The 21706-nt window shown below is 73.6% G+C and carries 26 protein-coding genes; 24 read left to right on the plus strand and 2 right to left on the minus strand.

The annotated features are described in order from the left end of the window. Positions 1–17: 17 nt before the first annotated feature. The 14 genes from mihF to ABC138_RS11765 all read left to right on the plus strand — a co-directional run bounded on the left by mihF (position 18) and on the right by ABC138_RS11765 (position 11904). On the plus strand, positions 18–335 hold the full coding sequence (gene mihF / locus ABC138_RS11700) for an integration host factor, actinobacterial type (protein WP_068323604.1): 318 nt from the start codon (positions 18–20) through the stop codon (positions 333–335). Beyond that, entirely contained in the window at positions 332–889 is a 558-nt protein-coding gene (gene gmk / locus ABC138_RS11705) for a guanylate kinase (RefSeq protein ID WP_345913768.1), read from the plus strand. The genes mihF and gmk overlap by 4 nt, the downstream gene beginning before the upstream one ends. Before the next feature lie 24 nt (positions 890–913). After that, the gene (rpoZ, locus tag ABC138_RS11710) at positions 914–1228 is read left to right on the plus strand and encodes a DNA-directed RNA polymerase subunit omega (RefSeq protein WP_068421186.1); all 315 of its coding nucleotides are present in this window, start codon (positions 914–916) and stop codon (positions 1226–1228) included. Between the two features lie 14 nt (positions 1229–1242). Then, positions 1243–2487, plus strand: a complete 1245-nt coding sequence (gene coaBC / locus ABC138_RS11715; protein ID WP_345913769.1) for a bifunctional phosphopantothenoylcysteine decarboxylase/phosphopantothenate--cysteine ligase CoaBC — start codon at positions 1243–1245, stop codon at positions 2485–2487. Between the two features lie 74 nt (positions 2488–2561). Further along, complete coding sequence (metK, locus tag ABC138_RS11720; RefSeq protein WP_068421192.1) at positions 2562–3785, plus strand: methionine adenosyltransferase; 1224 nt, start codon at positions 2562–2564, stop codon at positions 3783–3785. A gap of 59 nt (positions 3786–3844) precedes the next feature. After that, positions 3845–5836 carry a primosome assembly protein PriA gene (locus ABC138_RS11725; protein WP_345913770.1) on the plus strand — a complete coding sequence of 664 codons (1992 nt, stop codon included), beginning with the start codon at positions 3845–3847 and terminating at the stop codon, positions 5834–5836. Positions 5837–5863: 27 nt separating this feature from the next. Further along, the gene (gene fmt, locus ABC138_RS11730) at positions 5864–6796 is read left to right on the plus strand and encodes a methionyl-tRNA formyltransferase (RefSeq protein ID WP_345913771.1); all 933 of its coding nucleotides are present in this window, start codon (positions 5864–5866) and stop codon (positions 6794–6796) included. Then, complete coding sequence (locus ABC138_RS11735; RefSeq protein WP_068421198.1) at positions 6793–8280, plus strand: transcription antitermination factor NusB; 1488 nt, start codon at positions 6793–6795, stop codon at positions 8278–8280. The genes fmt and ABC138_RS11735 overlap by 4 nt, the downstream gene beginning before the upstream one ends. 3 nt (positions 8281–8283) lie before the next feature. Beyond that, positions 8284–8667, plus strand: a complete 384-nt coding sequence (locus ABC138_RS11740; RefSeq protein ID WP_345913772.1) for a VOC family protein — start codon at positions 8284–8286, stop codon at positions 8665–8667. 36 nt (positions 8668–8703) lie between these two features. Continuing rightward, a complete protein-coding gene (rpe, locus tag ABC138_RS11745; protein ID WP_068421203.1) occupies positions 8704–9360 on the plus strand; it encodes a ribulose-phosphate 3-epimerase in 657 nt (218 codons plus the stop codon). Between the two features lie 283 nt (positions 9361–9643). Beyond that, a complete protein-coding gene (locus ABC138_RS11750; RefSeq protein ID WP_345913774.1) occupies positions 9644–10357 on the plus strand; it encodes a nicotinamide mononucleotide transporter family protein in 714 nt (237 codons plus the stop codon). Positions 10358–10368: 11 nt separating this feature from the next. Further along, complete coding sequence (locus ABC138_RS11755) at positions 10369–10632, plus strand: phosphoribosyl-ATP diphosphatase (protein ID WP_055995812.1); 264 nt, start codon at positions 10369–10371, stop codon at positions 10630–10632. Positions 10633–10642: 10 nt separating this feature from the next. Then, on the plus strand, positions 10643–11482 hold the full coding sequence (hisG, locus tag ABC138_RS11760) for an ATP phosphoribosyltransferase (protein ID WP_082807462.1): 840 nt from the start codon (positions 10643–10645) through the stop codon (positions 11480–11482). Then, positions 11470–11904: a PH domain-containing protein gene (locus ABC138_RS11765; RefSeq protein WP_169701842.1), complete on the plus strand. Its 435-nt coding sequence runs from the start codon at positions 11470–11472 to the stop codon at positions 11902–11904. The genes hisG and ABC138_RS11765 overlap by 13 nt, the downstream gene beginning before the upstream one ends. Here the strand turns inward: ABC138_RS11765 and ABC138_RS11770 are convergent. After that, positions 11891–12451, minus strand: coding sequence for a hypothetical protein (locus ABC138_RS11770; RefSeq protein WP_345913775.1), 561 nt, complete (start codon positions 12449–12451; stop codon positions 11891–11893). The two genes, ABC138_RS11765 and ABC138_RS11770, sit on opposite strands and share 14 nt — an antisense overlap. Positions 12452–12492: 41 nt before the next feature. Between ABC138_RS11770 and hisF the strand changes: the two genes are divergently transcribed. Beyond that, the gene (hisF, locus tag ABC138_RS11775) at positions 12493–13281 is read left to right on the plus strand and encodes an imidazole glycerol phosphate synthase subunit HisF (RefSeq protein WP_068323635.1); all 789 of its coding nucleotides are present in this window, start codon (positions 12493–12495) and stop codon (positions 13279–13281) included. Positions 13282–13376: 95 nt separating this feature from the next. Here the strand turns inward: hisF and ABC138_RS11780 are convergent, their stop codons facing one another. Then, the gene (locus tag ABC138_RS11780) at positions 13377–14015 is read right to left on the minus strand and encodes a TIGR03085 family metal-binding protein (RefSeq protein ID WP_345913776.1); all 639 of its coding nucleotides are present in this window, start codon (positions 14013–14015) and stop codon (positions 13377–13379) included. Positions 14016–14122: 107 nt separating this feature from the next. On the opposite strand from ABC138_RS11780, the gene hisI reads away from it, so the two are divergent. The 9 genes from hisI to lgt are packed head-to-tail and all read left to right on the plus strand — an operon-like array spanning position 14123 to position 21642. After that, the gene (gene hisI / locus ABC138_RS11785) at positions 14123–14506 is read left to right on the plus strand and encodes a phosphoribosyl-AMP cyclohydrolase (protein WP_345913777.1); all 384 of its coding nucleotides are present in this window, start codon (positions 14123–14125) and stop codon (positions 14504–14506) included. Beyond that, positions 14503–16074 carry an anthranilate synthase component I gene (locus ABC138_RS11790; RefSeq protein ID WP_345913778.1) on the plus strand — a complete coding sequence of 524 codons (1572 nt, stop codon included), beginning with the start codon at positions 14503–14505 and terminating at the stop codon, positions 16072–16074. Before hisI ends, ABC138_RS11790 begins: the two co-directional genes overlap by 4 nt. Beyond that, the gene (locus tag ABC138_RS11795; RefSeq protein ID WP_068421221.1) at positions 16071–16661 is read left to right on the plus strand and encodes a Trp biosynthesis-associated membrane protein; all 591 of its coding nucleotides are present in this window, start codon (positions 16071–16073) and stop codon (positions 16659–16661) included. The genes ABC138_RS11790 and ABC138_RS11795 overlap by 4 nt, the downstream gene beginning before the upstream one ends. A gap of 9 nt (positions 16662–16670) precedes the next feature. Further along, entirely contained in the window at positions 16671–17462 is a 792-nt protein-coding gene (trpC, locus tag ABC138_RS11800) for an indole-3-glycerol phosphate synthase TrpC (RefSeq protein WP_345913779.1), read from the plus strand. Then, complete coding sequence (gene trpB, locus ABC138_RS11805; protein WP_345913780.1) at positions 17459–18715, plus strand: tryptophan synthase subunit beta; 1257 nt, start codon at positions 17459–17461, stop codon at positions 18713–18715. Before trpC ends, trpB begins: the two co-directional genes overlap by 4 nt. Then, the gene (gene trpA / locus ABC138_RS11810) at positions 18712–19509 is read left to right on the plus strand and encodes a tryptophan synthase subunit alpha (RefSeq protein ID WP_338538031.1); all 798 of its coding nucleotides are present in this window, start codon (positions 18712–18714) and stop codon (positions 19507–19509) included. The genes trpB and trpA overlap by 4 nt, the downstream gene beginning before the upstream one ends. Continuing rightward, the gene (locus tag ABC138_RS11815; protein WP_068421227.1) at positions 19506–19985 is read left to right on the plus strand and encodes a DoxX family protein; all 480 of its coding nucleotides are present in this window, start codon (positions 19506–19508) and stop codon (positions 19983–19985) included. The genes trpA and ABC138_RS11815 overlap by 4 nt, the downstream gene beginning before the upstream one ends. Beyond that, positions 19982–20773, plus strand: coding sequence for a thioredoxin domain-containing protein (locus ABC138_RS11820; RefSeq protein ID WP_345913781.1), 792 nt, complete (start codon positions 19982–19984; stop codon positions 20771–20773). Before ABC138_RS11815 ends, ABC138_RS11820 begins: the two co-directional genes overlap by 4 nt. Further along, positions 20770–21642: a prolipoprotein diacylglyceryl transferase gene (lgt, locus tag ABC138_RS11825; protein WP_345913782.1), complete on the plus strand. Its 873-nt coding sequence runs from the start codon at positions 20770–20772 to the stop codon at positions 21640–21642. The genes ABC138_RS11820 and lgt overlap by 4 nt, the downstream gene beginning before the upstream one ends. The last annotated feature ends 64 nt before the right edge of the window (positions 21643–21706 follow it).

A 21706-nucleotide genomic window follows, 5' to 3' on the forward strand; every position in this document is an offset into this window, starting at 1 on the left:
CGCCCCGGAGGCACGCCGTGAGCATCCCGCCCCTCAGCCCGCAGCAGCGTGCCCGGGCCCTGGAGCAGGCCGCCTCGGCCCGGCTCCGGCGGGCGGAGGTGCGCGAGCACCTCAAGGCCGGTCGTACCGGGGTCGCCCAGGTCCTCGAGGACGCCGGGAGCGACGACGCGCTGGCCCGGATGCGGGTCCGCACGCTCATCGAGTCCCTCCCGGGTGTCGGGCCCGTCACCGCATCCCGGATCATGGACGAGCTGGGGATCGCGGCCTCACGCCGGGTCCGCGGACTCGGCCGTCACCAGCGCACCGCACTCCAGGAGAGGTTCCCCCGGGCATGAGCACCCCCCGTCTGACCGTCCTCGCCGGACCCACCGCCGTGGGCAAGGGCACCGTCGCCGCCTGGATCCGCGAGCACCACCCCGAGGTGTGGCTCTCCGTGTCCGCGACGACCCGGCCGCCACGCCCGGGCGAGGTCGACGGCGTGCACTACCGCTTCATGTCCGGCGACGAGTTCGCCGAGCAGGTCGCCTCCGGGCAGATGCTGGAGTGGGCGGTCGTCCACGGGAGGGCCTCCTACGGCACGCCGCGCCAGCCGGTCGAGGAGGCCCTGGCGGCGGGCAAGCTCCCCCTGCTGGAGATCGACCTGCAGGGGGCCCGGCAGGTGCGGGCCTCGATGCCCGACGCCTGCTTCGTCTTCCTCGCCCCGCCGACGTGGGAGGAGCTCGTCGGTCGGCTCGAGGGCCGCGGCACCGAGACGGCGGACGAGCGGGCGGTCCGGCTGGAGACCGCCAAGGTCGAGCTGGCAGCCCAGAACGAGTTCGACCGGGTCATCGTCAACGACGACATTCGTCGTGCCGCCGAGGAACTCGTATCATTGATGAGATCCCACTGACCCCGACGACAGGACCACCCCGACGTGTCCGGCACCACGGCCAACCCCATCGGTATCACCAACCCGCCGATCGACGACCTGCTGACCAAGGCTGACAGCAAGTACGCGCTCGTCATCTACGGCGCCAAGCGGGCCCGCCAGATCAACGCGTACTACTCCCAGCTGCAGGAGGGCCTGCTCGAGTACATCGGCCCCCTCGTCGACGCGCAGGTCCACGACAAGCCGCTCTCGATCGCCCTTCGCGAGATCAACGAGGGCCTGCTCACCAAGGAGGCCAGCGCCCCCGAGGGCGAGGACCTCCTCCCGGCCACCGACGCGCCCGTCGCCGACGAGGCCTGAGCGGACCCCCCTTCGTGCGCATCGTCCTCGGTGTCGGAGGCGGCATCGCCGCCTACAAGGCAGCCCTCCTGCTGCGCCTGTTCACGGAGGAGGGCCACGAGGTGACCGTGGTCCCGACGGACGCCGCGCTGCGCTTCGTCGGGGCCCCCACGTGGGAGGCCCTCTCGGGCCGGCCCGTCCAGACCGACATCTGGAGCAACATCACCGACGTGCCCCACGTGCGGCTGGGCCAGGAGGCCGACCTCGTCGTCGTCGCGCCGACGACCGCGGACCTGCTCGCCAAGGCCGCCCACGGGTTGGCCGGTGACCTGCTGACCAATGTCCTGCTCACCGCCCGCTGCCCGGTGGTGCTCGCCCCGGCGATGCACACCGAGATGTGGGAGCACGCGGCGACGCGGGCCAATGTCGCGACGCTGCGCGAGCGCGGCGTGACCGTCGTCGAGCCCGCCTCCGGGCGGCTCACCGGTGCCGACACCGGCCCCGGCCGGCTCCCCGAGCCGGAGGCGATCCACGCCGCCGCCCTCGAGGCACTGGGCGGCTCGCCGTCCGCCGACCCGGTCCACGGGCCCGACCTCGCCGGACGCACCGTGCTCATCAGCACGGGCGGCACCCGCGAGCCCCTGGACCCGGTGCGCTACCTCGGCAACCGGTCCTCCGGCAAGCAGGGCCTGGCCCTGGCCGAGGCAGCCGCCGCCCGGGGCGCGCGGGTGACCCTCGTCGCCGCCAACCTCGCCCTGGCCGTCCCCGACGGGATCACCGTCGTGCCGGTCCAGACCGCGCTGGATCTGCAGGCCGAGATGACCGCCCGGGCCGCGAGCCACGACGTCGTCGTCATGGTCGCGGCGGTGGCCGACTTCCGGCCCGCGGACTACGCCGAGAGCAAGATCAAGAAGACGCACGACCCGGCGGACCCCGATGCGGCGCCGACGATCCGGCTCGTGCGCAACCCCGACGTCCTCGCCGGTCTCGTCGCCGCGCGCGGGTCGTCGGCAGCACCGCTCCTCGTCGGCTTCGCCGCGGAGACGGGGGACGCGACCGGCTCGGTCCTCGAGCTCGGGCGGCAGAAGCTGGCCCGCAAGGGCTGCGACCTCCTCGTCGTCAACGAGGTGGGGACGGACAAGACCTTCGGCGCCGACGACACGAGCGTCCACGTGCTCACCCGGGACAGCGAGGCGGTCGTGGAGATCGGCCCCGCCAGCAAGCTCGAGGTCTCGCACGGCATCTGGGACGTCGTCGTGGGCGTGTCGGCTGCGCGCTGAGCGCGCGTGCTTAGACTGGCCGGGCCCGTACCGGGCGGTCCTGGGCCGCCCTTCCACGATCATGGGAGTACTGCGTGTCCGGACGTCTCTTCACCTCAGAGTCGGTGACCGAGGGTCACCCCGACAAGATCTGCGACCAGATCTCGGACTCGATCCTCGACGCCATGCTCGAGGCGGACCCGCGCAGCCGCGTGGCCGTCGAGACCATGGTGACCACCGGGCTCGTGCACATCGCCGGTGAGGTCTCCACGGAGGCCTACGTCGAGATCCCGCAGCTCGTCCGCACGGTCATCGCCGACGGCGTCGGCTACGACTCCTCCGACAAGGGCTTCGACGGCCGCTCGTGCGGTGTCTCGATCTCCATCGGCCAGCAGAGCCCGGACATCGCGCAGGGCGTGGACACCGCCTACGAGAACCGCACCGGCGGCGTGGACCCCAAGGACAAGCAGGGCGCGGGTGACCAGGGCCTGATGTTCGGCTATGCCTGCCAGGACACCCCGGAGCTCATGCCGCTGCCGATCTTCCTCGCGCACCGCCTCGCGCAGCGCCTCACCGAGGTCCGCAAGAGCGGCGAGCTGGACTACCTGCGCCCGGACGGCAAGACCCAGGTCACCATCGACTACGACGGCGACCGCGCCGTGCGCCTCGACACCGTCGTCCTGTCGACCCAGCACTCGGCCGAGGTCGACCACGAGACCCAGCTGCCGGCGGACATCAAGGCGCACGTCTTCGAGCCGGTCATGGCCGCGCTCAAGGACTCGGGCGTCGAGCTCGACACCTCCGACTACCGGACCCTGATCAACCCCACCGGCAAGTTCGTCATCGGCGGCCCCATGGGCGACGCGGGCCTCACCGGCCGCAAGATCATCGTCGACACCTATGGCGGCATGGCCCGCCACGGTGGTGGCGCCTTCTCCGGCAAGGACCCGTCCAAGGTCGACCGCTCCGCGGCCTATGCCATGCGGTGGGTCGCCAAGAACGTCGTCGCCGCCGGCCTCGCCGGCCGCTGCGAGGTCCAGGTCGCGTACGCCATCGGCGCCGCGCAGCCGGTCGGCCTCTACATCGAGACCTTCGGCACCGAGACCGTCCCCGTCGACCGGATCCAGGTGGCCGTCAACACGGTCTTCGACCTGCGCCCGCTCGCGATCGTCGAGGAGCTGGACCTGCTCCGCCCGATCTACGCCCCGACCGCGGCCTACGGCCACTTCGGCCGGACCGAGGCCGCCGGCTACGACAACCCCTTCCCGTGGGAGCAGACGACCAAGGTCGAGGCGCTCCAGGCAGCAGTCAGGGGCTGAGCCACAGCGGTCGACCGGGCGGGGTGTCGCTGACACCCCGCCCGGTTACCTTGGTCCCCGTGCGCGTCGCCCAGGTCCTCGTCGACTCGGGGCTGGTCCATCTCGACCGGCCCTTCGAGTACCTCGTGCCCGAGGCCCTCGACGAGGCGGCGCAGCCCGGTGTCCGGGTCAAGGTGCGCTTCGCCGGGCGTGACCTGCCCGGCTACGTCCTCGAGCGGACCGAGGTCGCCGAGCACACCGGTCGCCTCGCCGAGGTCCGCACCGTCGTCTCGCCGGAGCCGGTGCTGACCCCCGAGGTCCTCGAGCTCGCCCGACGCCTCTCCCGGCACCAGGCCGGCACGGTCATGGACGTCCTGCGCCTCGCGGTCCCGCCCCGGCACGCCCGTGCGGAGAAGGCGCTGCCGCTCGACCCGCCCACCGGCGACCCGACCACCGACGCAGGGGAGGTGGGTCCCCCTTCGCCGGAGACGACGACGGAGGTCCCGCAGGTCTGGGCGGGCTACCGGGCGGGGGCCGCGTGGTGGTCACGGGTCGCGGCGGGCGAGTCCCCTCGCGCCGCCTGGCTCGCCGCCCCCGGGCGGCCGGTGGCGGAGGACTGGCCGCGGGCCCTCGCCGAGGCCGCCGGGGCCGCCCTCCGCTCCGGCCGGGGGAGCGTCGTCGTCGTGCCGGACCAGCGGGACGTCGCCCGCGTCGACGCGGCCCTGACCGAGGTGCTCGGGACGGGGCAGCACGTGCGCCTCACCGCCGGCCAGGGGCCGCAGGCGCGCTACACCGCGTGGCTGAAGGTGCTGCGCGGTCACGTGCGCGTGGTCGTCGGCACCCGCGCCGCCGCCTACGCGCCCGTGCGCGACCTCGGGCTCGTCGCCTGGTGGGACGACGGGGACGACCTGCACCTCGAGCCCCGCTCGCCCTACGCCCACGTCCGCGAGGTGCTCACCACGCGCGCCGACATCGAGGACGCCGCGCTCCTCGCCGGCGGGCTCGCCCTCTCGACCGACCTCGCCGCGCTCGTCGACGTCGGCCGGGTGCACCTCGTCGGCGGCATCGCCTCACGCCGCGAGGCCCCGCGGGTGCTCGTCGCGGGTGAGGGGTCCGACGAGGAGCGGGACGGGCCGGGCGCCCGGGCGCACATCCCCTCGTCCGCGCACCGCGCCGCCTCCGCCGCCCTCGAGCACGGTCCCGTGCTGCTGCAGGTGCCGCGCCGCGGCTACCTCCCCGCCATGTCCTGCGCCAGCTGCCGAGCGCCGGCGCGGTGCCCCGAGTGCCGAGGTCCGCTCGCGCTGCCCTCGCCCGACCGGTCGCCGGAGTGTGGGTGGTGCGGCAAGGTGCCCCGCGGCTTCGTCTGCCCGCACTGCGACGGCGACCGGCTGCGCGCCGGGATCATCGGCGCGCGACGGACCGCGGAGGAGATCGGGCGGTCCTTCCCGGGGACCCGCGTCATCACCTCGGGTGCAGGAGAGGTCCGCGAGGGCGTCGGCGCGGAGCCGACGATCGTGGTGGCCACCCCCGGTGCCGAGCCCGTGGCCGAAGGGGGGTACGCCGCCGTGCTCCTGCTCGACGCGTGGGCGAGCCTGGACCGGCCCGACCTGCGCGCGGGGGAGGAGGCGGTGCGGCGGTGGTTCGCCGCGGCGGGGCTGGCCCGCCCCTGGGCCGACGGCGGCACGGTGGTGCTCTGCGGTGCGCCGGGCCACGTGACGATCCCCCCGGTCGAGGCCCTCGTGCGGTGGGACCCGCAGTGGTTCGCGGCGCGCGAGCTGGCCGAGCGGGCCGAGCTGTCGCTGCCGCCGACGACGTGGACCGCCGAGGTGGTCACTGACCGCAAGCGCGTCGAACCGATCGAGCACGCCGTGCGCGCCGCGGCACCCGACGCCGCGGTGCTCGGGCCGCTGCCGGTACCCGGCGCGGACCAACGACGACGACTCGTCGTCACCGCCCCCTTCGCCGACGGGCCGCTCGTCGCCGCGGCGCTCAAGGACGTGCGCGCGGGGGAGAGCGCCCGCAAGGCGCCTGACCTGACCTCGGTCCGGGTGGGGCATCTGAGCATCGGGTGAGCGTGGGGGCCAACTAGACTCGCGCAGGTGCGACTGATCTTTGCCGGGACCCCCGAGGTCGCCGTCCCCTCCCTGCGTGCCCTGCTCGACTCCGACCACGAGGTGGTCGCCGTCGTCACCCGACCCGATGCACGGGTCGGGCGCGGCCGACGCCTCGGGTCCTCCCCGGTCAAGGTCCTCGCCCAGGAGGCCGGGCTCGAGGTGCTCACGCCGACCAGCCCGAAGGACGAGGACTTCGTCGCCCGCCTCACCGAGCTCGCCCCCGACTGCTGCCCGGTCGTCGCCTACGGCGCCCTGCTGCCGGTCCGGGTGCTCGACATCCCGGCGCACGGGTGGGTCAACCTGCACTTCTCGCTGCTGCCCGCCTGGCGCGGCGCCGCACCCGTCCAGCGGGCGCTCATGGCCGGCGACGAGATCACCGGGGCGAGCACCTTCCGGATCGAGGCCGGGCTCGACACCGGGCCGGTCTTCGGCACGATGACCGAGCGGATCCGGCCGGACGACACCTCCGGCGCGCTCCTGGAGCGGCTCGCGGACGCCGGCGCGCCGCTGCTCGTCGCGACGATGGACGGCATCGCCTCGGGAGACCTTCAGCCGCGGCCCCAGCCGGACGAGGGCGTGAGCCACGCCGCGAAGATCACCGTCGACGACGCCCGGGTCGACCTTCTCCACCCGGCGATGGCCGTCGACCGCCTCGTGCGCGGCTGCACGCCCGCACCCGGCGCCTGGACGACCTTCCGGGGGGAGCGCCTGAAGCTCGCACCCGTGACGATCACCGACGAGCAGCTGCCCGCCGGGACCATCGACGCCCGCAAGCGCGAGGTGCTCGTCGGCACCGCCGACCGCGCCGTGCGCCTGGGCGAGGTGACCCCCCTCGGCAAGAAGCCGATGCCCGCCGCCGACTGGGCCCGCGGGGTCCGCATCGGGGCCGGGGAACGGCTCGGAGAGGAGAGCGCATGAGCCAGGACCGTCCGCACCACCGGGGGCCGCGGCAGAAGTCGCGCACCGCACCCTCCGCCCGGGCCCGTCGCGCCGACGTCCCCCGCTCGACCGCCCAGCAGGTGCTGCGTGCGGTCTCGCAGGACGGCGCCTACGCCAACCTCGAGCTGCCCAGGGCCCTGCGCCGGGCGCGCCTGTCCGGACGGGACGCGGCCTTCGCCACCGAGCTGACGTACGGGACCCTGCGGATGCAGGGTCTCTACGACGCGGTCATCGCCGAGGCGTCCCAGCGTCCCGTGAGCAAGCTCGACGGCGGGGTGCTCGACGTGCTGCGCATGGGCGCCCACCAGGTCCTCGGCATGCGCGTGCCCGAGCACGCCGCCGCCGACCAGTCCGTCGCCCTCGCCCGCGCCGCGGCGGGCCAGGGTGCCGCGGGCCTCGTCAACGCCGTCATGCGCCGCATCGGCGAGCGCAGCCGCGAGGAGTGGCTCGAGCTCGTCACGCCGACCGAACCCGTCGCCGAACGGTTGGCCGTGTCGCAGTCGCACCCGGTCTGGGTCGTCAAGGCGCTGCGCCAGGCGCTCATCGGCCACGGCGCCGCGACGCCCGACGACGCGGACGCGGAGCTCGAGGAGCTCCTCGCCGCGCACAACGTGCCTGCCGACGTCTCCCTCGTCGCCCGTCCCGGGCTGGCCGACGTCGACGAGCTGCTCGCCGCCGGCGCGCAGCCCGGGCGGTGGTCCCCCTTCGCCGCCGAGCTCGAGAGCGGTGACCCCGGCGCGCTCGACGCCGTCCGCGAGGGCCGCGCCGCGGTTCAGGACGAAGGGAGCCAGCTGCTCGCCCTCGCGCTCGCCGCCGTGCCGGTCACCCCGCGCAGCGTCGGTGCACCCGAGCGGTGGCTCGACCTGTGCGCCGGGCCCGGTGGCAAGGCAGGCCTGCTCGCGGCGCTCGCGCTGCGGCAGGGGGCCGACCTCGTCGCCAACGAGGTGAGCGAGCACCGCACGGAGCTGGTCCGCCAGAGCCTGCGCCCCGCGCTGACCAAGGCCAGGGACCACGGTCGCGAGCTCGTCGTGCGCACCGGCGACGGCCGCGAGGTCGGCCGGGACGAGCCGGAGGTCTACGACCGGGTGCTCGTCGACGCCCCGTGCACGGGGCTGGGCGCCCTGCGCCGCCGGCCCGAGGCGCGCTGGCGCCGCCAGCCCACGGACCTCGCGGGACTGGGCCCGCTGCAGCGCGAGCTGCTCGCCGCCGGCATCGACGCGACGCGCCCCGGTGGCGTCATCGCCTACGCGACGTGCAGCCCGCACCTGTCCGAGACGACCTTCGTCGTGCGCGACGTCCTCAAGAAGCGTGACGACGTCGAGGTGCTCGACGCCCGGACCTTCCTCGCCGACGCGGCGACCGCCGAGCTGACCGGGCTCGGCGACGGGCCGCACGCCCAGCTGTGGCCCCACCTGCACGGCACGGACGGCATGTTCCTCGCACTCCTGCGCAAGAAGGGCTGAACCGTGCGCGCCCTCGTCACAGGTCTCTTCGTCACCGACGTCCGCCGCGCCCACGAGTTCTACACCCGGGTGCTCGGCTGGCGCGACGTGCTCGTCGTGCCGGACGAGGAGCTGTGCATCCTCGGCCCCGGCAGCGGCTGGGAGCGGGGCTGCCAGCTCAACCTCGAGCCCGTCGAGGACGAGGTGACCAGGGCCTTCACCCAGCACCGGTACCGCGAGGGCCTCGCCGCGATCATGCTCGCGGTGCACGACGCCGAGATGGAGTACCGCCGGCTCAAGGACCTCGGGGGCATCGTCTTCCGCGAGGAGCTGACCCGCGACGTCATCGGCCTGCACTTCCAGATCGAGGACGGGTGCGGCAACATCCTCTCGATCCACGAGGACTGACCCACCACCCGCCCCCCCCCACCAGCAGAGGACCCCGTGCAGATCTCCCCGAGCATCCTGTCCGCCGACTTCGCCAACCTGCAGTCCGAGCTGCAGGCGATCGCGACCGCCGACTGGGCGCACGTCGACGTCATGGACGCCCACTTCGTGCCCAACCTCACCCTCGGTCTGCCGATCGTCGAGTCGCTGCTGCGGGTGAGTCCGATCCCGATCGACTGCCACCTGATGATCGAGGACCCCGACCGCTGGGCGCCGCCGTACGCCGAGGCCGGGGCGCAGAGCGTCACCTTCCACATCGAGGCCGCCAAGGACCCGGTGACCCTCGCCCGCGACATCCGCGCCCAGGGTGCGCGGGCGAGCATGGCGATCAAGCCGGGGACCCCCTTCGCCCCGTACGAGGAGCTGCTGCCCGAGCTCGACATGGTGCTCGTCATGACCGTGGAGCCGGGATTCGGCGGGCAGTCCTTCATGGCCGACCAGATGCCCAAGGTCGCGCAGGTCCGCGAGGCCGTGAAGCGCCACGGCGGTGACATCTGGGTCCAGGTCGACGGGGGAGTCTCGGCCAGGACCATCGAGCAGTGCGCCGAGGCGGGCGCCGACGTCTTCGTCGCCGGGTCCGCGGTCTACGGTGCCGAGTCGGCCGCCGCGGCCGTCGAGGAGCTGCGCGCGCTGGCGCAGGGGCACGCCCACTGACCGACTGGTCACCCCGCCGTGCACAAAGAGTCGTCCTGGTGCATCTCGTGGCGGATATCGCCACCGACTGCGTCAGGACGACCTGTTGTGCACGCCCGAATTGCCGAGCGGGCCAACCCTTCGCACAATGTCCCTGCACGTGCCACGTGACGCGGTGAAAATCCGCACCGGCGGTGAGAGCCCGCGACCCGACCGCCTGCGCGGACGGTGAACTCCGGTCAAGAACCCCGGGGCCGACGGTGAGAGTCCGGACGAGAGCGGCACGCGCGGACAAGGACGACGCATGTCCATCATCGAATGGATCTACCCGGCCGGCGTCGACATCGCCGGCTACCGCCTCTCGCTCATGGAGGTCATCGGGATCGGCTTCGGTCTCGCCTCCGCCGTCGGGGGGATGCTGCGCAGGGTGTGGGCGTGGCCGATCGGCATCGTCGGCAACGCCATCCTCTTCCTCGTCTACATCGGGATCACCGTCGGCGTGGACGACAAGGCGCCGCTCTTCGGCCAGTCCGCCCGGCAGATCTTCTTCATCGTCACCTCGCTCTACGGCTGGTGGCGCTGGCGCCAGGTGAGGTCGGCGCGGGCAGGTGGCGACGGGCACGCGATCACCCCGCGGTGGGCGAAGGGGGCCGAGCGCCTCGGTCTGCTCGTCACCGCAGTCATCGGCATCGTGATCGTCCAGCAGGTCTTCGCCGTGCTCGGTGCGGGGTGGCCGGCGCCGCGCTGGTACTTCTGGGCCGACGCGTGGATCTTCATGGGCTCGCTGCTCGCGACCTACGCCATGGCGCGCGGCTGGAACGAGTTCTGGCTCATCTGGATCGGCGTGGACCTCGTGGGGGTGCCGCTGCTGTGGCACAGCGGCTACCTGCCGACCGCCTTCCTCTACGCCGTGTACGCGATCTTCGTCGTCTACGGCTTCGTCGTCTGGCGGCGCGCCTCGCGGGTCGAGAGTCCGGACGGTGAACCCGTGGGCGAGCGGTCGCTCGTGGCGAACTAGGCTGGGCGCTCGTGAAGACCTTCGAGACCCTCTTCGACGAGCTCTCCCGCAAGGCCGCCGAGCGGCCCGAGGGATCGGGCACCGTGGCGCAGCTCGACGCCGGGACCCATGCGATCGGGAAGAAGATCGTCGAGGAGGCCGCCGAGGTGTGGATGGCCGCCGAGTACGAGAGCAAGGAGGAGCTGGCCGAGGAGATCAGCCAGCTGCTCTACCACCTGCAGGTGCTGATGATCGACGGTGGCCTCACCGTCGAAGACGTCTACACCCACCTCTGAGAGGACCGCCGTGCGCATCGCCGTGCCCAACAAGGGCTCCCTGTCCGAACCCGCCGTCGAGATGCTGCGCGAGTCCGGGTACCGGGTCCGCCGCGACAGCAAGGAGCTGATCGTCGCCGACGCCGACAACGACGTCGAGTTCTTCTACCTGCGTCCGCGTGACGTGGCCCTGTACGTCGGCAAGGGCCAGGTCGACGCGGGCATCACCGGCCGGGACCTGCTCCTGGACTCCGGCTCGGCCGCGACCGAGGTCATGGGCCTGGGCTTCGGCGGGTCGACCTTCCGCTTCGCCGGCCGGCCCGGTGAGGCGAGCAGCGCCGCCGACCTCGACGGTCGCCGGGTCGCGACCTCGTACGCCGGTCTCGTGCGCGACCACCTCGCGGCGAAGGGGGTCACCGCCGACGTCGTCCGCCTGGACGGCGCCGTGGAGACCGCCATCACCCTCGGCGTCGCCGACGCCATCGCCGACGTCGTCGAGACCGGGACCACCCTGCGCCAGCAGGGGCTGGAGGTCTTCGGCGAGCCCATCCTGCGCAGCGAGGCCGTGCTCATCCGCCGTGCCGACGCGAGCGAGGGAGGCATCGACGTGCTGCACCGGCGGCTCACCGGTGTCGTCACCGCCCGCGAGTACGTGCTGCTCGACTACGACTGCCCGGCCGAGCTCGTCGAGCAGGCCGTGCAGCTGACGCCCGGCCTCGAGTCGCCGACCGTGAGCACCCTGCACGACGAGCGCTGGTGCGCCGTGCGCTCGATGGTCCCGCGCGGCCGGACCAACCGGATCATGGACGAGCTGTACGACCTCGGTGCGCGCGCCATCCTCGTCACCGAGATCACGGCGTGCCGGCTGTGACCGTCCCCGACCGCGCGAGCGCCGCCCCCTTCCGTCCCGTGCGAGGGCGGTGGGTCTCGGCGGTCATCGCTGTCGTCATCCTCCTCGGGTCGGTCGTGCTGGCGGCGACCCTCCCCGAGCGCTTCGGGGTCATGGACCGGCTCACCTGCGCGGGCATCGGGGTCGCCGTCGCGGCCTTCCTCTCCCGCTTCGCGACGCTGCACGCCCGGCCGCGGGCCGAGGGTCTCCTCATCCGCAACCTCGGGCCCGGCGAGGTCGTGCCGTGGGAGGACATGCTCGCGATCCGCTTCTCCCAGGGGATGCCCTGGCCGCGCATCGACCTGGCGGACGGCACCGACGTCGCCGTCATGGCGATCCAGCGCTCGGACGGCGAGCGCTCGGTCGAGGAGGCCCAGCGCCTCGCCGACCTCATCGGGCGCTAGCGTCCAGCTGCGCCATCGTCAGGACCACGTGCGCCCGCTCGCGGGTGCGGTCCGCGGTGAAGACGGCCTCCTCCTGCCGCGCCCACATCTCCCAGTGGGAGGCGAAGACCGCGCCGTCGCGCGCGATGGCCCGCTCCCGCCGCAGCCCGGCCGGCCCCTCGAGCCACGCGCGCGTCCCGACGAAGGGCGCCGCCGGGCCCACCGTCGCCCCGCACCCCTCGACGACCAGGCGGTCGGAGACGGGCAGCGGCAGCCGCGGACCGGGGCGCTCGGCGAGCCAGTCCCACGTCGGCACGAGCGGCTCGTCACCGCGCGAGAGCGGGAGCAGGACGTGCTCGACGAGCAGCGGGGTCGCTGCGGCCAGCCCGGACCAGCCGGGGTAGAGCGAGTCCATGGACAGCACGGGTGCCTCCCACCGGCGGGCCAGCCGCCGGGCCAGCGAGGTCTTGCCCGACCCGCTCCGCCCGTCGATGCCGATGACGTGCACCGGACCGCACGAGGGCGGCGCGCCGGCGGCGTGGGCGAGGAGCTGCTCGAGGGGCGACATCGGGGCGAAGCGTAACCGGGGGGCTCGGTAGGCTGCCCCGCGTGTCCCTCGCCGTGCGTGTCATCCCCTGCCTCGACGTCGACGCCGGACGGGTCGTCAAGGGCGTCAACTTCGAGAACCTGCGCGACGCCGGCGACCCGGTCGAGCTCGCCCGGCGCTACGGCCAGCAGGGAGCCGACGAGCTGACCTTCCTCGACGTCACCGCCAGCAGCTCGGACCGGGCGACGACCTACGACGTCGTGACCCGCACGGCCGAAGAGGTCTTCATCCCGCTCACCGTCGGCGGGGGAGTGCGCACGGTCGAGGACGTCGACCGGCTGCTGCGCTGCGGCGCAGACAAGGTCGGGGTCAACACCGCGGCGATCGCGCGGCCGGAGCTGATCAGCGAGGTCGCCGACCGCTTCGGCGCGCAGGTGCTCGTCCTGTCGGCCGACGTGCGCCGTCGGACCGCCGAGGACGGTTCTCCCGCAGGCGGGTTCGAGGTGACGACCCACGGTGGTCGCACCCGCACCGGGATCGACGCCGTCGAGTGGTGCGCGCGGGCCTCGCACCTCGGCGCGGGGGAGATCCTGCTCAACTCGATGGACGCCGACGGGACCAAGGCCGGCTTCGACCTGGAGCTCATCCGCGCCGTCCGCGCCGAGGTGAGCATCCCCGTCATCGCCAGCGGTGGTGCCGGGGCCGCCGCGCACTTCCCCCCGGCCGTCGAGGCCGGCGCCGACGCCGTGCTGGCCGCCAGCATCTTCCACTTCGGCGAGGTGACGATCGGTGAGGTCAAGGACGCCCTCGCCTCCGCCGGGCTGCCGGTCCGTCGCGGTCGCGCGGACTGAGGCTCCCCCCTTCGCCCGTACCTGAACCCGCATTGCCCTAGGGGAATGCGGGCCCGGGTCTGCATTGCCCTAGGGGAATGCAGACGAACGGTCGCTCAGATGCCGTAGGAGGCCGTGCGGACGGTCTCGACCGCCTCCGGCGGGCCGGTGAGCTCGACCTCGGCGACGCTCTTGCGGCCGAAGCCGAAGAGGATGATCTCGCCCGGACGCCCGTGGATCTCGACGACCGGGCCATCACCGGAGCCGATGCGGTCGCGGCGGCGGGCGGTGACGAGCTCGACGTCCACCCCCTTCGTCCGGCCGAAGAGCAGCCGACCCATGGTGGCGAGCCGGTCCCCGAGCGCCGAGACGAGCTCGGGCGAGAGGGTGCGGCGGGGGGCGCCGAGGCGGGCGCGCAGCAGGTCCTCGTGGTGGACGAACATCTCGACGAGGTTGACCTTCTCGTCCACCGCGCCGACGCTCGTCGGGTGCCAGCGGGGCGGGCCGGACCGCAGGCGGGCGACGAGGTCCTCGAAGGAGTGGCGCTCGAGCAACCGGGCCATGGCCTTCTCGGTGCGACCGGCGAGCGGCGCGGCGAGGATGCCGGCGGCCTGGTCGGGGCGGCCCTCGCGGACCACGAGGTGCGCGAGCAGCTCCGCGCTCGTCCAGTCGCCGCAGAGCGTCGGCGCGTCGGGGCCGAGGTCGAGGAGGGTGTCGCACAGTGCTTCGCGCTCGGCGCGGGCGTGGCGGGTCATGGGGCCTCCGGAGGGTCTGGGACACGTGGTCGTGCTGACGTCGCAGGGTAACCCCGCCCCGACCACGATGCGATGCGACGCGGGGGCGATCGGGCCCGGCGTGCACAATGGCAAGGGTGTCCACGCCTTCGTCCTCGCCCCTGCCCGAGCAGCTCGCGGCACGCCTGCGCCGCGACCCGGCCGGCCTCGTCGCCGCCATCGTCCAGCAGCACGACACCGGCGAGGTGCTCATGCTCGGCTGGATGGACGACGAGGCCCTGCACCGCACCCTCACGAGCGGCCGGGTGACCTTCTGGTCGCGCAGCCGTCAGGAGTACTGGCGCAAGGGCGACACCTCGGGCCACGTGCAGCACGTGCGCTCTGTGGCCCTCGACTGCGACGGCGACGCGCTGCTCGTGCAGGTCGACCAGGTCGGCGCCGCCTGCCACACCGGTGACCGCACCTGCTTCGACGCCGACGACCTCGGGGCGGTCGTGGGGGCGGACGGATGAGCGCGCCGCGCACCCAGCTGCCCGCCCTCGACCACGGGCAGACCTGGCCGGACCTCGACACCTTCACCGACCTGGCCCGCGACCGGCGCGTCGTGCCCGTCGTCCGGCGGCTCGTCGCCGACGGCGAGACCCCGGTCGGGGTCTACCGCAAGCTCGCCGGGGACGCGCCCGGCACCTTCCTGCTCGAGTCCGCCGAGCACGGCGGGGTCTGGTCGCGCTGGTCGATGATCGGCGCGCAGAGCCGAGCCACCCTCACCGAGCGCGACGGCCAGGCGCACTGGATCGGTGAGCCGCCGGCCGGTGTGCCCACCGAGGGCGACCCGACCGTGGCCCTCCGGGCGACGCTCGAGGCGCTGCGGACCGACCCGATCGAGGGCCTGCCGCCGCTCACCGGCGGCATGGTCGGGGCGATCTCCTACGACGCCGTGCGCCGCTGGGAGCGCGTGCCGAGCGAGCTGCCGGACGTCCTCGGCGTCCCCGAGCTCGGCATGGTCCTCGCGACCGACGTCGCGGTGCTCGACCACAGCGACGGCTCGTTGCTGCTCGTCGCCAACGCGATCAACTACGACGACACCGACGAGCGCGTCGAGTGGGCCCACCAGGACGCGGTCGCGCGCCTCGACGCGATGACCGAGCGCCTCGCCGCGCCCGCCGCGTCGACCGTGGCCTCGGTCGACCCCGAGGTGGTGGTGAGCGCGCGGGCGGAGGTCGAGAGCGACATCAGCGTCGAGGGCTTCGAGGAGATCGTCGACCGCGCCAAGGAGGACATCCGCGACGGCGAGGTCTTCCAGGTCGTCCTGTCGCAGCGCTTCTCGATGCCGTGCCCGGTCGACGCGCTCGAGGTCTACCGGGCCCTGCGACGCAGCAACCCGAGCCCGTACATGTACTTCGTGCGCCTGCCGCACCCCGACGGCTCGGTCTACGAGGTCGTCGGTTCCTCGCCCGAGGCCCTCGTCAAGGTCACCGGGCGCCGGGCGATCACCCACCCGATCGCGGGCACCCGCCCCCGCGGCACGTCCCCAGAGCAGGACCTCCAGCACGAGGAGGACCTCATCGGCGACCCCAAGGAGCGCGCCGAGCACCTCATGCTCGTCGACCTGGGGCGCAACGACCTGCAGCGCGTGTGCACGGCCGGCAGCGTCGACTGCGTCGAGTTCATGAACCTGCGTCGCTACAGCCACGTCATCCACCTGGAGTCGACCGTCGTCGGCGAGATGGCGAAGGGGGTCGGGGCCTTCGACGTCCTCGTCTCCACCTTCCCCGCGGGGACGCTCTCGGGCGCTCCCAAACCCCGGGCCCTCGAGCTCATCGAGCGCTACGAGCGCAGCAGACGAGGGATCTACGGCGGGGTGGTCGGCTACCTCGACTTCCACGGGGACATGGACGTCGCCATCGCCATCCGGACCGCGCTCGTCAAGGACGGGGTCGCGCACGTGCAGGCGGGGGCGGGCATCGTCGCCGACTCGGTGCCGAGCCTCGAGCAGGAGGAGACGGTGCACAAGGCGGGTGCCGCGCTCGCGGCCGTCGCGGCGGCCCGGGCGACTCGCCCCATCGGCGGTGGCCGATGAGGCTGCTCGCCCGCAAGCCGGTCGTCGTGCTGCTGGCGGTCGCCGCCGGGATCGTGCTCCTCGCCGCGGGGCGTGCCGACTGGGTCACCGGGACCGTCGACGGGGTCGCCGGACCGGTGCGCGCGGCCGCGGTCGGCACCGAGGCGGCGCCCGGCCTCGCCGGCCTGGCCCTCGTCGCGATGGCCGCCTCCGTCGCCGCCACCACCTCCGGTCGGGTCGCGCGCTGGATCAGCCTGGCCGTGCTCGGCGCCGTCGGGGCGGGCGTCATCGCCCTCGCCCTGCGTGCCGTGCTCGACGCCCCCGACGTCCTCGGCAGCGTCGCGGCGACCCACTCCGGCGCGACCGGGACCCTCGAGGCGACCGGGTCGGCGACGGCCTGGCCGTGGATCGCGGTCGTGGCCGCGGGGCTGCTGCTGCTCGCCTGCGTCGGCGGCATCCTCGGCGGCCGCCGCTGGGGAGGTCTGGGTCGCAGGTACGAGCGGCCCGTCGGCGACGGGGACGGGGGCCAGGTGGGCGGCGCCCGGGGGGAGCGGGTCGACTCCGACTGGGACCGGGTCACCCTCGGCGACGACCCGAGCGTCGACTAGCCTGTGGCCATGCCCAGCGTCCTCGACCAGATCATCGATGGTGTCCGTGAGGACCTCGCCGGGCGCGAGGCCCGGACCCCGCTCGAGCGCCTGCGGCGCCAGTGCGAAGGGCTGCCCGCGCCCCGCGACGCCGAGGCGCTGCTGAGGCGCCCCGGCCTGTCCGTCGTCGCAGAGGTCAAGCGCTCCAGCCCGAGCAAGGGGGCGCTCTCCGACATCCCCGACCCGGCAGCCCTCGCCTCCGCGTACGCCGCGGGCGGAGCCACCGCCATCTCGGTGCTCACCGAGCAGCGCCGGTTCGGCGGCAGCCTCGCCGACCTCGATGCCGTCCGCGCGGCGGTCGACGTGCCGGTCCTGCGCAAGGACTTCATCGTCACCGAGTACCAGGTCTGGGAGGCGCGGGCCCACGGGGCGGACATCGTCCTGCTCATCGTCGCCGCCCTCGACGACCGCCGGCTGTCCGACCTCATGGCCCTCGCCGGGTCGCTCGGCCTGACCTGCCTCGTCGAGGTTCACGACGAGGCCGAGGCCACCCGCGCGGTCGACGCCGGTGCGAGCGTCATCGGCGTCAACAACCGCAACCTCAAGACACTCGACGTCGACATCGAGACCTTCGCCCGGATCGCCCCACTCATCCCGGCGTCGTGCGTGCGCGTCGCGGAGTCCGGTGTCCGCGGGCCCGAGGAGGCCGCGGTCTTCGCGCGGGCCGGTGCCGATGCCATCCTCGTCGGCGAGGCCCTCGTCGTCGGCGGCGACCCCGAGGCCGGGGTGCGCTCGATGATCGCCGCAGGAGAGCAGGCATGAGCGAGTCCCGAGAGACCGAGCAGCAGACCGAGCAGGCCGACGTCCCCGCCGAGGTGCACGTCCCCGGGCGCTTCGGCGCCTTCGGCGGCCGCTACGTCCCCGAGGCGCTCGTCCCCGCGCTCGAGGAGCTCGACGAGGCCCGCCAGAAGGCGCTCGTCGACCCCGAGTTCGTCGACGAGCTGGCCCGGCTGCACCGCACGTACACCGGCCGGCCGAGCATCATCACCGAGGTGCCCCGCTTCGCGGCGCACGCCGGCGGCGCGCGGATCATCCTCAAGCGCGAGGACCTCAACCACACGGGCAGCCACAAGATCAACAACGTGCTCGCGCAGGCCCTGCTCACCAAGCGCATGGGCAAGCGCCGCGTCATCGCCGAGACGGGCGCCGGACAGCACGGGGTCGCCACGGCCACCGCCGCGGCCCTCATGGGCCTGGAGTGCCGGGTCTACATGGGCAAGGTCGACACCGAGCGGCAGGCGCTCAACGTCGCCCGCATGCGGATCCTCGGGGCCGAGGTCGTCGCCGTCGAGCACGGCAGCGCCACCCTCAAGGACGCGATCAACGAGGCGATGCGCGACTGGGTGACCAATGTCGAGCACACCCACTACGTCCTCGGGACGGTCACCGGACCCCACCCCTTCCCGGAGATGGTCCGTGACTTCCACAAGATCATCGGCGAGGAGGCCCGCGCCCAGGTCCTCGAGCTGACCGGCCGCCTCCCGGACGCGGTCATCGCGTGCGTCGGCGGCGGGTCCAACGCCATGGGCATCTTCCACCGCTTCGTCGGCGACGAGGGCGTGCGCCTCATCGGTGTCGAGGCCGGTGGTGCGGGCGTCGAGACCGGTCGGCACGCCGCGCGCTTCGCGACCGCGGAGCCCGGGGTCCTGCACGGCGCGATGAGCTACCTCATGCAGGACGACGAGGGCCAGACCCTCGAGACGCACTCGATCTCCGCCGGCCTGGACTACCCGAGCGTCGGCCCGGAGCACTCCTACCTGCGCGACAGCGGGCGGGCCGAGTACCGCTACGCCACCGACGAGCAGGTCATGGACGCCTTCCGGCTGCTGTCCCGCACCGAGGGCATCATCCCGGCGCTCGAGTCGGCGCACGCCCTCGCCGCGGCGCTCGATGTCGGCGCGGAGCTCGGCCCCGAGGCCCTGCTCCTGGTGAACCTCTCCGGTCGCGGTGACAAGGACATGCACACCGCGGCCGAGTACTTCGGCTACGTCGACGGGTCCGAGGGCGGGGCATGAGCGCGCTGAGCAAGGTCTTCGAGCACTGCCGTGCCGAGGACCGGGCCGCCCTCATCGGGTACCTGCCGGTCGGCTACCCCGACGTCGAGGGCTCGCTGGCCGCGATCACCGCGCTCGCCGAGTCCGGCGCCGACATCATCGAGGTCGGCATGCCCTACAGCGACCCCGTCATGGACGGTCCGGTCATCCAGCGCGCGGCGACCGAGGCACTGGCGAAGGGGGTCCACGTCGACGACGTCTTCCGGGCGACGGCCGCCGCCCGCGCGGCGGGTGCCGTCCCGGTCGTCATGTCCTACTGGAACCTCGTGCTCCGTCGGGGCGTCGACCGCTACGCCGCGGACCTGGCCGCCTCGGGCGGAGCCGGCATGATCACGCCGGACCTCATCCCCGAGGAGGCGGGGGAGTGGCACGAGGCCAGCGAGCGGCACGGACTCGACCGCATCTTCCTCGTCGCCCCGAGCTCCACCCCCGAGCGCATCGCGACCGTCACCGCCGCGAGCAGCGGCTTCGTCTACACCGCGTCGACGATGGGTGTCACAGGCACCCGGGGCAGCGTCGGCAGCAGCGCGCCCGAGCTCGTCGCCCGGCTGCGCGGGGCGACCGACCTGCCGCTGTGCGTCGGGCTCGGCGTGAGCAACGGTGCGCAGGCGGCCGAGGTGGCCTCCTTCGCCGACGGCGTCATCGTCGGCTCCGCGCTCGTGGCCACCCTCATGGACCGCGGCCGCGACGAGGGGCTGGCCGCGCTCCGCGCGCTCACCACCGAGCTCGCCGAGGGCGTGCGGGGTCGGGTGTGACCACCCGCTGGCGCGACCACGTCGGCCTCCTCGCCCGCGTGGCCCTCGGCGGTGTCCTCGTGTGGGCCGGTGCGCTCAAGCTCGGCAACCCGCTCGGCTCGGCCCGGGCGGTGCAGGCCTACGACGTCCTCCCCTTCGAGGTCGCGAAGTACCTCGGCTACGGCCTCCCGTGGCTCGAGGTCGCGGTCGGCGCGCTGCTCGTCATCGGCCTCCTCACCCGCGCCAACGCGCTCGTGGGAACCCTGCTCATGGCGGCGTTCGTCGTCGGCATCGCGCAGGCCTGGGCCCGCGGGCTGACCATCGACTGCGGCTGCTTCGGCGGCGGTGGCCAGGTGGCCGCCTCCGAGACCAGGTACGGCAGCGAGATCGCCCGGGACCTCGCGCTGGCCCTGTGCGGGCTGTGGCTCGTCGTCCGTCCGGCGTCGACGTGGAGTCTCGACCGGGTCCTCTTCGGGACCACGAAGGAGTTGCAGTGAGCACCACCGACCGCAAGGCCAAGGCGCAGGCCGCCACCGGGGGAGCGAAGGGGGGCGCCAACGTCCTCGTCGTCGCCGGCGTGGTGGTCGTCCTCGTCATCGCCCTCGTCGTCGGCGGGGCCATCTGGGCCTCGACGCGCGGCGGCGACACGGCGGCGAGCAAGCAGCCCGTCGGTGTCGAGCAGGGGCAGCCGATCGAACCCTTCAAGGACGCGAAACCCGCGGCCGACGCGCCGGTCGTCGACGTCTACGAGGACTTCCGGTGCCCGATCTGCCAGGTCTTCGAGCAGGCGATGGGCGACACGATCAACGACCTGGCCAAGGACGGCAGGATCAGGCTGCGCGTGCACCTCAAGACCGTCATCGACACCAACACCGGCGGTGACTCCTCGGCCGTCGCCGGGTCGAGCGCCGTCTGCGCCGCCGACCAGGGCAGGTGGGAGGAGTACCACGAGGCGCTCTTCGCCCTGCAGCCCGCGACGGAGACGCAGCAGGGATTCGCCGAGGGCGACTACACCCGCGCGGCGAAGGAGGCCGGTCTCTCCGGCGACGCCCTCGACGCCTGGCAGAAGTGCACGGACGAGGGCACCTACGTCGACTACGTCAGGAGCGTCGACGACGCGACCGTCAAGGACGGCATCACCGGGACGCCGGTCATCGCGGTCGGCGGGACCCAGCTCAGCTGGGGGGCCCTGATGGACCAGCAGACGGGCCGGGCGGACACCACGCGCCTGACCGAGGTCCTCACGAGCGGCGAGGTGCCGCAGGACCTGGAGCAGCAGCGGTGATCCCGGCCACGCTCCCTTCGCCCACCGTCGGGGTTCTCGCGCTCGGACCGCTGACGATCCACGCGTACGCGCTGTGCATCCTCGCCGGCATCGGCGTGGCCATCTGGATGGGCGACCGTCGCATGCGCGATCGCGGCGGCGAGGAGGGCCTCGTCCTCGACGTCGCGATGTGGGCAGTGCCCTTCGGCATCGTCGGTGGCCGGCTCTACCACGTCATCACCACCCCGCAGCCCTACTTCGGCGAGGGCGGGAGCCCCGTCGACGCGCTGAAGATCTGGCAGGGGGGCCTGGGCATCTGGGGCGCCGTCGCCCTCGGCGCCCTCGGGGCATGGATCGGCACCCGGCGGGAGGGGGTCTCCTTCCTCTCCTTCGCCGACGCCGTCGCACCCGGCGTGCTCGTCGCCCAGGCGATCGGGCGCTGGGGCAACTGGTTCAACAACGAGATCTACGGCGAGCCGACCGACCTGCCCTGGGCCGTACGCATCCACGACTGGGATGCCGGCGCCGGGCAGGCGGTCGTGGACTCCGCGGGTGACCCGGTCGTCCTGGGCACGTACCACCCGACCTTCCTCTACGAGTCGCTCTTCCTGCTCGTGCTCGCGATCGCCATCCTCGCGCTCGACCGACGGCGCCGGCTCGCGCCGGGCCAGGTGATGGGCCTGTACGTCGCCGGCTACCCGCTCGGCCGCGTCGTCATCGAGACGATGCGCACCGACGCCGCCAACACCATCCTCGGCCTGCGGGTCAACATCTGGACGAGCCTGGTCGTCTTCGTGCTCGGTGTGGTCATCTACACCGTCTGCGGGCGCCGACGCGCCGCGGACGAAAGAGACGAACATCTCACATCCCGAGATGAGCCCTCTCACTAGGTAAGACAGGCGCTGCTACACTCCGTCTTGCCGTGGCCGACGCCGTCCACGCCCTCTGACCCTG

The organism is Janibacter sp. LM (assembly GCF_039631275.1).
In the GTDB taxonomy this organism is placed as follows: Bacteria; Actinomycetota; Actinomycetes; order Actinomycetales; family Dermatophilaceae; genus Janibacter; species Janibacter terrae.